This is a genomic window from Tateyamaria sp., from assembly GCF_039940735.1.
GTDB lineage: Bacteria > Pseudomonadota > Alphaproteobacteria > Rhodobacterales > Rhodobacteraceae > Tateyamaria.
This window is the reverse complement of sequence record NZ_JBDVGB010000050.1, coordinates 21,828-32,674: the sequence shown is the minus strand read 5'-3', so window position 1 is coordinate 32,674 and position 10,847 is coordinate 21,828. Positions and strand designations below refer to the sequence as shown.

The window sequence follows — 10,847 nt, the reverse complement described above, 5'->3', positions numbered from 1 at the left end:
GGTCAGCTTTCCGCGTTTCATCCCCGAGCTGCCTCCTCCATAAATCTCTCCACCCGTTCAGCTCCTGCTTGATACTCGCCCAAACCAGGCTTTTCGCCTGACGCCGCACCCCGCTCTTCATTGGCCAAAGCATCGATCTCTTCACGTCGCTTCCCGTCAATTTCAGTGCCATCACCTGAAACCGCTCTTGGCACTTCCAACGCCCCGATCTTCGCCTCTAGTGCCTTGATCTGCCCTTGCAGCCCGCGCATCTGGTCCCCCGCTGAGGGATATGGCAATTCGCCGGTCTGTTTGTCGAATATCTGCTTAAAGAAGCGATCTTCATAGTATTTGATCCGCCTGGCGCGCACGGGCATTTGGGCGTCGACCACCAGAACGATGTCATCAAGATCCATACGCCGCGCCTCATCCTCGGGTAGGAGCGCGGTTTCTTCGGTCCGTTCAGACATGCTGCGTCCGGCGAAGGGATTGCGGCCGACAGAACGCGAGCGGGTCACAACGCGCTTAGTTGTTTTGCCGACGGCTTTGCTGAGCTCTTCGATGGTCTTTTCATCTGACGGGGTCAGATAGAGCTTGATACCCGCGTTGCCCTGTAGGGCACGCCGGGCATTTTCGCCGTAGATTTCATCTAGCGCCGGGATCGTCTGAGTGACGATCGCGAGGTTGGCGCGGTAGGAGCGCAGGGTCTCGATGCTGTCGAGCACGATCGGCATTTTGCCAAGGCGGTTAAACTCATCGAGCATGATCATCACCGGCCAAGGCTCGTCTTTGCTAGGTTCATGGTCCTGCAGCGATGCCAGCAAGTCCGAGAAAAACAAACGGATCAGTGGCGCGAGGGGTTTTACCATTAGCGGTTCGACCACGAGATAGACCGAAAACGGCGCCTTTCGGATGTCGCGGAAATCGAAGTCTGACGTTGCGGTCGCACGGTCGATCGCTGGGTTTGACCACTGCTTGAGGCCAGATGTCATCAAGAGCGATAAGTAGGAAGTTAGCGTGTCGTTGTTGGTCGAGGCCATGCGCATGAAAATCAGCTTGGCGGCTGGATTGACCACTTCGTCGGCGCGGCGGCGATATTCCTTCTGCTTGTCCCCGCCAGATGCAGTGATGCGGTAAATCTCACCCAGGGTCGGCCGCTTTCGCTCAAACGCCAAAAGCCCTGCCGCAACGAACAGATCGATACCGCCATCGAGGAGCCCTTGGACGCGGTCGTTATCTGCTTGCAGGAACAGCGAAGCCAGAAGTTGCAGCTCCATCTGCTGGCGGTCGACGTTTTCCAGCGCCGATATGCGCAGCAAAGGATTGTACCGGTGCGAGCGACCATCCTTCCAATCTGTTGGCGCGAACCGGAACACCTGGTCGCCCTGCGCGGCCCTGTGGCGCGCCGTAGCATCGAAGTTTTCGCCCTTCACGTCGAGCACGACGGCACTGCCCTGATAAGTCAGAAGGTTCGGAATGACGAAACCCGTAGTCTTCCCGCGTCCGGTCGGGGCCACGATCAAAGCATGGGGAAAAACCTTGGACATGACAAAGGGTTTGCGGCTCTTGGGCTTTCCCATTTTGCCGAGGACAAAGCCGTGGCCAGGCTTGCCGAAGAAACCGTTTCGCTTCATCTCGGACACTAGCTGCCAATGGGTTTCCCCAAATTTGGTCAGCGCATCGTTCATCAAGACCGCACTGAGCAAAACACCGGCACCAGTGCTGATCCCCACGACCAAGTGAACAATCTGCATGTCGGCCTGATGCGTCGTTCGGAGAACCCCATAGCTGCGTGCCAGCATCAAGAAATCGATATCCGTCCCGACCCCGAACCAGCGGAACGTCAGAAAGGCCGACGCCAGAACATACCCCAGCACTGCGCCGAGAAGAGCAAAGCTCATGACGCCGAGTGCGATCCGCGCCTTACCCATGCGTCACGCCCTTTTCGCCATCGCTATCGACATGCCGCTCGCGTTGAACATCAATTTCTTCATTGGTGATCTCGTCGAGGACATGCTCCATCGCCACACTGTTCGCCAGCGCGGCGTCGCTTTGCAGATAAGCCTTGGCCGCATAGAGCCGGTCCAGTCGATCTTCGATATGTTCCTCCAGAGTGGCCTCATCGCCAATCGCCAAGTCCGGGGTGCTTTCTTCACCGACCATTTCCTCCAACTCGGCGCGCAAGGTCTCGCGCTCCAGATCGCTCCGGAATGGATCTGCGGTTGGGTCGTCCCTCATTCGGCTCAGGATATCGGCCGTGGTCGGCGGCAAGCTGTCGACCACGCTTTCCTGCCGGTCGGCTTCCACCGCCCCACTGTCTTTGAGAACCTCAGCATCGGCCAACACACGGCCCAGATCACTGTGCATCTGGTCGAGGCGGTCAATCGCTTTTTCGAGCTCATCGGCGCGCGACAGATCAAAGCCTTCCTTTTCGGCAATCGCCTTCAAATCCTGTCCGAGCCATTGCCGCTCCAGCGCGGCATTGCCCGCGCCGATTTCGACGCGGCGCGTCACCTCTTGCGCGTCAATGCCGGTGCCTTTCAAAGCCTGCTCAAGACGTTCAGTAAGAGCTGTATCCCGCAATGCACCTTGGGCGTCAGCCTGAATGTTCGCGGCCGAATAGATCCCACTCTTGGACGCATCTTCGAGCAAGGTGTGGGACTGCGTTCCCATTGGGCTCAGATGCGACAGTGAACGATAAATGTCATTCAGCTCATGCTCGAGCGCCGCGCGCCGCTCCACCGGGGCGTCTGCAACAATGCGTTCGGCTTGGTTGATCTTGTCGTGAAAGGCATCCACGACCTCATCAAACGAATGCTGTTCTTCGGCCATGCCATATACCTTTCCATCTGCTTCAATCGGTTTGCCCTGCGCCAAAAGCGTCGCGGCTTTGTCCAAGGCAGCTGCAATGTCATGCTGGTTCTCGCGCGAGGCCTCGGCGGCCAGGCCGCGATAAAGCCGCGCGTTCTGGGCGACTTCAGCCAGGGCACGGTCAAGCTCTGGTCCCACGCGTTCGCGTTCGGTCAGTTTTTGGCCAGAGGTTTCCGCGCGGCGCTGGTCTACACCGCCTGGGCTCTTCGTCGTGATCCCACGCTCGAGTTTTCGTGTCGCCTCAAGGCGCAGACCATAGCGGTCCGACACCTCCACCATCGCCTCCCGAAAACTGTCGTAGTTGAAGTGGTGGCCTTCTTTCAGAAAGAAGAATTCACCATCCTTACTGCGCCGGTTCAGGACGATATGGGCGTGCGGGTGATCCCGGTCCTCGTGCACGGCCGCAATGTAGTCAAAGTGGCTGCCTTCGCCCTGAAAGAACCGCTCGCAAATCTCGCGCGTGATCTCGGCAACATCCTCGCCGCGCGTGGCAATCGGGAAGGCCATCAAGAGATGCGAGGTATGCCCCAGCTTGGGATGAAACCCCTCATTCCACTGCGCTGAAAACCGGCGCGTGACCTGCTCGATCTCTTTGGCTGACAGAACGCTTTGGCCGTCATAGGTGCCCCGGCTGTCGATGATAATGCTCGACTTGGTGGTCAGGTATTCCAACTGGTTGCGCAGCTGAGTTTTGTTGTGCGTGCCACCGTCGCGAATGGCTTTGAAGATCGCGGGTGAATGCCCCATGGCGGCGCGCGCCATTTGCTTTGCACGGGCGCGTGGAACGCTGCCGCGAATGCGGCTCCAGTCACGATCGAAGAAGGCCTCCTGCGCGGCGGCAACGGCGCTATTCCGGGCCATCGGCAAATCCCCCCAGTACGCGGGCAACCTCGCCGGACAATGCGCTGCGGCGACGCTGCGCCATGTCCTGAACCTGGTCTGCAATGTCGAAGATCAGCCCGGCCAAAGCGCGGACTTGGGCATGGGCAGAATTACCATAAGGCGGCGTCTTGCCCTGGCGCTTTGCCTCATTCAGGCGCTGCGCAATCTGGTTGATATTGTTGCCAGTACGATTGAGCGAGGCCGATAGCCCCTGCATCTGGTTCGCCAGTTCATCGTCGGGAACGAAAAGATCGTTTGAGGCATGGATCAGCCTCCGCAGCCCCTCGGCCCGGCTGGTGATATCATGCCGCGTCAGCACCGCATCGAAGCCCGCAAGCTCCCTTGGCGTGAGCCGGACATTCACCAGTTCAGAGCGCACGCGCGCATCGAGCTTGCGGCTTTGATCGGCCTTCAACGTGTAGAAGATGCTGCGGGTCGTCACGCCGAATTCGCGCGCCAGATCCTCGATCGGCACCCCCTCGGCACGCTTGCGCACGATGGCAAAACGCTGGTTTTGCGTCAGTCGCTTGTGCCGTGGTGCGCGCGGTCGGCCCATGTGAAGTAATCACCCCTATTTCTTGCCAGCATCATACAGGCAGCCCTGTTATGGCACTTCGCCATAATTGATTCAATATTATAATATTGCATCAACTGCCTGTATTCCGTTTGGAGCAGCCATCGGCTGCGACCGCCGGGCAAAGCCCGGCCCCATGCGCAAGGCATGGCACCACTAATCGTGGTTCCACGCCTCAGCATCGCCAAGCAATTGCAAAGCTATTGCGCGGGCCGCACCTTCGGCGCTGGAATAGGTTTGATGGTCGGGCAGCTCGTGCAGATCAAAAGGCTGTTGCGGGTCGTCCGGGGTCTCGACCCGGACATAGATCGCCCAGCCATCAATCAGTGCTGGATCATCACAATACTCCAGCCCGCCATCGGGCAGATTGCAGAACCCATGAAGATGCACGCTGGCGCGGCCCTCTCGGGCCGCCTGTTTGATATCAGAATACTTCATGGCGAACCTCTGCACTTTCACTGATGAAAAATTCGTCAGGGTTGCCGTTCAGGCGGGTGCCATCCCGACTGGTCAAGCCGATAGCTGACCCATTCCGTGTGAAGGTGATGAGGTATTGCCCGAGGTCATCACGCGTCACCACATACCCGCTGTTGATCCAGTGAACGCGGTCGCCCGCGTCCACTGCCGTTTTGATCTCTTCCAAGGTCATCGCAACGCCTCCTCAAGGATTGCGAGAGCCCCAAGACAATCGTCGATATAGGGCTGCTCCTCGCCGTCCAGATCGTTCAGCTCCAGCCGGTTCAACACCGCGTAAAGCGTGGCGCGGGCCTCACGGGCAGCGCTACGCAAGCTGACGGTATCTTCCAGACGTGCCGTCGCAAAATCATCGCTGTGATAGTCAGGGATCATGCTGCCACCTCCTTGCTCTGACTTGCTGCTTGCAAAACAAAGTCGGCAGCTTTCTGCGCCTCAGACGCCGCGCGAAAAATCGCCCGTTTATCTTCTTTGAGCGCTTTCAACCACCCTTCGACATATGCGGCGCTTTGGTCGAATTCCGGCGTGGCCCCAATCTGGGCACCGAGAAAACAAGCACCGATTTCTGCCACCAACTCTTCAAAGGCATAGGCCTCACGGTTCGCAAATTTCTTGATCCGCTCAAGTCGCTTTTCGCTGCCGGTCCAGTGGATCACCTCATGGGCCAACGTCCCATAATAGCCTGCCGCATCGTGAAACGTGGCAATCGGCGGCATGTGGATGTGATCTTTTGCGGGGCTGTAATAGGCGCGCGGGTTGTCGCTGGTGAGGATCTCCGCCCCTGTCCGGCTGAAAAACGCCTCAAGCTCCGGATCTTCTGCCGTACCAAGATCGCGCGGGGCCTCGGGACGGATGTAGTAGTCCTCCGGCAAACCTTCGATCTGATCAGCATTGAACACGCGGTATGCGCGCGCATAGGGCAACTCCTCCTCGATGCCCAATTCGTTCTCTCGAGTGAACGTCCCGTATTTGACCACGGTCGAGGACGTTTCGCCTTTGCGGACCTGACTTCCAAGCTCCTGCGCCTGCTTGTAGGTCATCCAGCGGCTGGACACATAGCCATGCTTCGCCGCCATAACCCAAAGCATCAGGATGTTAATCCCGCGATACTCCTCGCCATTGTGCCGTGTCGGCAGGGCAATGCCCGACGCGCTCCCTGTCCAAGGTTTGCGCCATGGCGGCGTGCCCGCCTCGATCTCTGCAATAATGGTGTCGGTGACATGGGCATAAACATCAAACTTCGGTGCCATTTGTGGCCTCCTCGATCAAAGTGACGCGGGTGAGGCTTCGCGCCCCCTTCCGCCGATGGGCTGCGCCTCGGCCACCTGATCTGACCGAATACGCATGTATTCGGCGGAACAGAGTGGGAGAGGGCAAAGCCCGACCCACGGCCCTGAACGGGGCTGTCAATCGGCCACATTTGCGAAGAAAATGTCTGCGCCAAAATCAGACGCCAATTTGCCCCGCGAGGAATGGCTCGCCCGCGAGACAGGGGAAATTGGTGGCTGATTTTGGGGATGGACTAAGGTTGACCGCAACGGTCAGGGATGTTGGGCGGACCAAACAAAAAAGAATGATGCCTGGATCGGGGTGAGCGGGCCAACGGCCCGTTGAGCCTCGGTGCAGTCGATTGGAATTAGTCGCCCGCGCAACAAAGCGCGGGCTCGTTTCCATATTCGGGAAGATAATTTTTCAGACCGTCGGTAAGAATGAAACGGCAGGTTGGAACCTTTCATGCGGAACCACCTGAAGCCGACATTGAAACTTCTTCGATATCGAATATTTCGTTGCGCTGCCGCATGTCCGCTCAGAGCCCATTGCAGAAGTGTCAAAATTTCGCTGCATGCGCGCGCAGCAGAGATTTTTCCGAAGCGGCGAAAGATTTTATGCTGCCTGGCGGCGGAAACAGCAGCCGTTCATGCAACGCGCAGCAAATCTGAAACCATGAATTCGAAAATTGCGGAACAATCCCGCCTTTTGCTTTTGCCTCTTTCGCTGACGCAAAAAACCTTGGTAAATTCGGCGCAGAGCGCGCGGTGTTCTTGCAAATTTCCCCAAAACCGCCGTTCATGAGCTGAACGTCCACAGGATTTCAAGCCCGCCTCTCGCTGCGATCATTTTCAGCCCGCAACCAGTTCAAAAATGCCTCCGCACCCTGAGACATCGGCCGATCCGTGAAAATGACAAAGTAGCCCGCGTTTTCAACTCTGATGTCGGACAATCTGACAAGTGTTTCGTCGTCGAACTCAGGCGCGACCAGATCATCCCAGAGGGCGATCCCCTGACCATCCACCACCGCCTGCACGCGGCTGTTGGAGTCCGGGATCGTCAAGCTGGATCGGCTGGGGGCGTAAGGTAGCCCTGCTGCTGCGTGCCAGGCCCTCCACCCCGCATCACCGGAGCTGTCACCCAAAAGCGGAAGCTGCTTGACCGCTTCGGCCAATCCAAGTTGCGTTACCTGATCTGCGACTGCGCGGTTGGCGGTTGGCACGGCAGGCAGAGATAAAAGAAGCTCGCATTTATGACCCTCCCAGCCGCCAATTCCCCAGAGGACGGCCATGTCCACGTGTACGCTCTTCAGCATGCTTACGGAATTGATCGGTTCGATCCGCAGGCTGATACCGGGATTGGCCTCGAAGAAGCGGGTAAGCCTTGGAGATAGCCAGCGTGAAGAGAAGTAGGTCAGTGCGCCAACGGTCACGGCACCTGAGACAGTGCCACGCAGGTCTTCGATTTCACGGTCGATCTGGCTCAGGGCCGTTTGGGACACATGCCACAATCTGCGCCCTTCTTCTGTCATTTCCAGTTTTGCGTGCGCGCGCTCGAATAGTCGAAACCCAAGCTCGGCTTCGAGCTTGTTGATTTGGTAACTGATCGAGCCTTTCGATTGATGCACCTCGTCCGCCGCCTTGGTCATCGACAGAGTACGGGCAACGGCATCAAAGATCTTGAGGGCATCATAAGAACGAAAGCGCATGAATATTGTCTAATTTTTTCGAACGACTTGTGCAAATCATTAGATTTGCGCTGAGCGCAGTTGGTCCAATATCACCAACTCAATGCGTGGCACCCATCTGTCCTTGTCGAAGATCACCCGCAGGCGTCTAACAACTCTGAACGGTGAACAATATGACAACTGACCTTTCCCACTTCCGCTTCGTCGCCAAAGCTCTCCGCAATCAGGGCGCGCGCCCTCGCGAATTGGCCCGCACCATGCCGGCCCATCCGCTGAGCTACATGGAACTGCCCTATGATCCCGAATACACGCTCTACAACTCGCGCCTGACGCCGGAAAAGCTGGACACAGCCACGGATGACGAGATGTATTGGGCCGTGCGCACCAATGTCATTTTCCGACACACCGGCGAATTGCCAATCGAGATTAGCGGGCCGGATTCTGAGGCCCTGCTGAACAAGGTTTTCACCCGGAGTGTCAGCAAGGTGAAGCCGGGGCGCTGCTCCTATCAGTTTGCCTGTTACCACGATGGCGGCATGATCACCGATGGTGTACTGCTGCGGCTGTCACAGGACAGGTTCTGGATGGCGCAGGCCGACGGCGACCTCTTCAGCTGGTACAAGGCGCATGCCGAGGGTCTGGACGTGAAAATCCACGACCCGAATGTCTGGGTCAGCCAGATTCAAGGCCCACGGTCACTGGACTTGCTGGCTGCCGTGCTGGACGGCCCCATGCCCGATTCTTTCCGCTATTTCGACTGCGCCGAGGTTTCCATCGCGGGGCAGACCTGCTGGATCAGCCGCTCGGGCTTCACCAATGAATTAGGCTGGGAAGTTTACATGCTGCCCGACACTGACATCCCCGCCATCGGTGACAAGATCATGGAGGCAGGTGCTGCCTTCGGCATTCTGCTGACCGGAACGCCAGTGTTCCGGGCACGGCGGATCGAGGCCGGGTTGCTCAATGCCGGGTCGGATTTCGGGGCGGACACGACGCCGTTCGAGGCGGGTCTTGGCGGGTTTGTCGAATTTGATGATCGCGGTTTTGTTGGCCGCAAAGCGCTGGAGTCCGTAGAAAAATCCTGCCGCACCTGGGGCATGCGGGTTACCGGCGGCGTCGCTCAGCTTGGGCGCGTCATGACCATTGATGGCAAAGACGCAGGCCTGGTCTGCTCCTCGGGCTATTCGCCGTATCAGGGCTGCGGTGTCTGCATCGTGCGCATGGACGACCCTGCGCGGGGTCCCGGCACGCAGGTCGATGTGCTCTGTGCTGATGGGTCCACCCAGAGCGGTGAGCTCTGCACCCTGCCGATGTATGACGCCGACCGCCTGATCCCACGCGGCAAGCTGGTGGACATCCCGACCAAACCCATTGCTGCAGAATGACTTGGCAACTAGGCTGCGTTCGCAAGGAACCCTGCGAGTGCAGCCGCGGCCACTGACGCGCGTTCAACATGAAGGAAATGTCCGCATTCATGGAAGATTTGAAGCTGAGCCTTTGGAATAGCTTGCGCCATGGCATTGATTTCAGCGGTTTTCACCAAGCGATCTTCCTGCGATGCAAGGATCAATGTCGGGACTTGAAGCGCGGGCAACTTTGCGCTCAGGTCCAGTTTTGAACATGCAGTGAAATCGTTCAGCAGACCGTTTCCTCCGGCAGACATCATCCTTTGCTGTGTGGTCTTCACGAAGTGTTCTGGCGTTGATTTGTGCCAGCAAGAGCGGGCGATGGCGGCGACGGTATCTTCGGTTTGGTTCTGCAACCCCTTCAGCAATTCGGGTGTGACTGGCATGCGCGCCGCCCCGGCGATCAGGCAGAGTGAGGAAATCCGCGCGCACGATTGCAACGCGGCTGACAAGACAACGCCGACACCCATTGAGTGCCCCACTAGGCAGACGTTTTCTAAACCAAGCGCTTCAATGAACCTGATCACAACTGCACCGTAGCTGTCGATTTCACTCAGGCTTTGACCACCCGAGCCACCATGGCCCGGAAGATCAATCGCAATCACGGGATGCGCGTGCAGCGCTTGCCCCCCTTGACCGGGCAGAACAGCCGTCATTGAGGGAAGGCCAAAAGGGGCAGTCGCCTCGGCCACACTCCGCCAAGATTGCGGCCAGTCGAGTTTGGACCCTCCGGCACCGTGCACCAGAACAAGTGTGGGCCGCTCCGGCGTCACTGCAATTCCGTTGGTGCTAAAGCAGATTTTTTGCCCGCCGATGCTGACTTTTTGGTTGGCGTATGTCTCAAAGCGAAGGTGAGGCGTCATAACGATCACACCAGCTTGTGCATGGCTTCCAGATCTGTGGACCCGATCTCGTCTACAATTTTGCTGCGCAGTTTTCGCATCGCGCCCAGCCATTTGTCGTAGTTGGCAGACTTGAATTGGATGAATTGCGCGACATCCGCGTGCGGCAAAATCAGGAAGCTTTCCTGCGCAACACCCTCAACCACGGTTTGAGCAAGTGCTTCTGGCGTGATCACACCCGGCAGATCGCTTGATGCGCCTTTATCGGCATACCCCAGCATCGGGGTTGCCACATATTGCGGACAAATGACCGAAACCTTGATCCCGTCACCGCCATGGGTGATCGCGACGGATTCAGCGAACCCAATGGCCGCATGTTTGGTTGCAGAATAGGCCGCATCACCGATTTGGCTCAGCAACCCGGCAGCCGAAGACATCTGCAGCAGATAGCCGCTCCCGCGTTCTATCATGCCCGGCAGAACCGCGCGGGCGGCATAGACATGCGCCATCACATGAACGTCCCAGCAAAGGCCCCAGGTGTCATTGCTGGCCGAGGCTGAATGTGATGGCTCACCTAAACACACACCCGCGTTTGAGCAGAACATATCCACCGGGCCAAAGTGCTGCTCTGCCTGCTGAACCAACGCCTGCACATCGGCCTCCTTGGTGACGTCGCATGCCACAGCCAAACCATCAATCACGGCCGCGGTTGCACGAGCCGCACCTTCGTCCAGATCGGCGACAACAACCTTTGCACCCTCCTTGGCGAACCGAGTGGCTAAGGCCGCACCAATGCCGCGTGCACCGCCGGTGATAATGATCGTCTTATTCTTAAGATCCATGGGACTTTCCTATCGCAAATT

Annotated in this window: 12 protein-coding genes; 1 reads left to right on the top strand and 11 read right to left on the bottom strand. The window is 58.0% G+C overall.

Annotation, left to right across the window (positions count from 1 at the left end; all coding sequences use genetic code 11):
* Positions 1-17: 17 nt before the first annotated feature.
* From ABJF76_RS10250 to ABJF76_RS10210, 9 genes are all read right to left on the bottom strand, one after another.
* The gene (locus ABJF76_RS10250; RefSeq protein WP_348414693.1) at positions 18-1,910 is read right to left on the bottom strand and encodes a type IV secretory system conjugative DNA transfer family protein; all 1,893 of its coding nucleotides are present in this window, start codon (positions 1,908-1,910) and stop codon (positions 18-20) included.
* Entirely contained in the window at positions 1,903-3,711 is a 1,809-nt protein-coding gene (locus ABJF76_RS10245; RefSeq protein WP_348414694.1) for a relaxase/mobilization nuclease domain-containing protein, read from the bottom strand. Before ABJF76_RS10245 ends, ABJF76_RS10250 begins: the two co-directional genes overlap by 8 nt.
* On the bottom strand, positions 3,698-4,288 hold the full coding sequence (locus ABJF76_RS10240; protein ID WP_348414696.1) for a hypothetical protein: 591 nt from the start codon (positions 4,286-4,288) through the stop codon (positions 3,698-3,700). Before ABJF76_RS10240 ends, ABJF76_RS10245 begins: the two co-directional genes overlap by 14 nt.
* A gap of 174 nt (positions 4,289-4,462) precedes the next feature.
* Positions 4,463-4,744, bottom strand: a complete 282-nt coding sequence (locus tag ABJF76_RS10235; protein WP_348414698.1) for a hypothetical protein — start codon at positions 4,742-4,744, stop codon at positions 4,463-4,465.
* Positions 4,731-4,955, bottom strand: coding sequence for a hypothetical protein (locus ABJF76_RS10230; protein ID WP_348414699.1), 225 nt, complete (start codon positions 4,953-4,955; stop codon positions 4,731-4,733). The genes ABJF76_RS10235 and ABJF76_RS10230 overlap by 14 nt, the downstream gene beginning before the upstream one ends.
* Positions 4,952-5,155, bottom strand: coding sequence for a hypothetical protein (locus ABJF76_RS10225; protein WP_025060004.1), 204 nt, complete (start codon positions 5,153-5,155; stop codon positions 4,952-4,954). The genes ABJF76_RS10230 and ABJF76_RS10225 overlap by 4 nt, the downstream gene beginning before the upstream one ends.
* The gene (locus ABJF76_RS10220; protein ID WP_348414700.1) at positions 5,152-6,030 is read right to left on the bottom strand and encodes an ArdC family protein; all 879 of its coding nucleotides are present in this window, start codon (positions 6,028-6,030) and stop codon (positions 5,152-5,154) included. The genes ABJF76_RS10225 and ABJF76_RS10220 overlap by 4 nt, the downstream gene beginning before the upstream one ends.
* A 578-nt stretch (positions 6,031-6,608) precedes the next feature.
* The gene (locus ABJF76_RS10215; RefSeq protein ID WP_348414701.1) at positions 6,609-6,851 is read right to left on the bottom strand and encodes a hypothetical protein; all 243 of its coding nucleotides are present in this window, start codon (positions 6,849-6,851) and stop codon (positions 6,609-6,611) included.
* A 21-nt stretch (positions 6,852-6,872) separates the two neighbouring features.
* A complete protein-coding gene (locus ABJF76_RS10210) occupies positions 6,873-7,757 on the bottom strand; it encodes a LysR substrate-binding domain-containing protein (protein ID WP_348414702.1) in 885 nt (294 codons plus the stop codon).
* Between the two features lie 152 nt (positions 7,758-7,909).
* Between ABJF76_RS10210 and ABJF76_RS10205 the strand changes: the two genes are divergently transcribed.
* The gene (locus ABJF76_RS10205) at positions 7,910-9,121 is read left to right on the top strand and encodes an aminomethyltransferase family protein (RefSeq protein WP_348414703.1); all 1,212 of its coding nucleotides are present in this window, start codon (positions 7,910-7,912) and stop codon (positions 9,119-9,121) included.
* 8 nt (positions 9,122-9,129) lie between these two features.
* On the opposite strand, the gene ABJF76_RS10200 is transcribed toward ABJF76_RS10205, so the two are convergent.
* On the bottom strand, positions 9,130-10,005 hold the full coding sequence (locus tag ABJF76_RS10200; RefSeq protein WP_413821060.1) for an alpha/beta fold hydrolase: 876 nt from the start codon (positions 10,003-10,005) through the stop codon (positions 9,130-9,132).
* 5 nt (positions 10,006-10,010) lie between these two features.
* Complete coding sequence (locus ABJF76_RS10195) at positions 10,011-10,826, bottom strand: SDR family oxidoreductase (protein WP_120502320.1); 816 nt, start codon at positions 10,824-10,826, stop codon at positions 10,011-10,013.
* Positions 10,827-10,847: the final 21 nt, after the last annotated feature.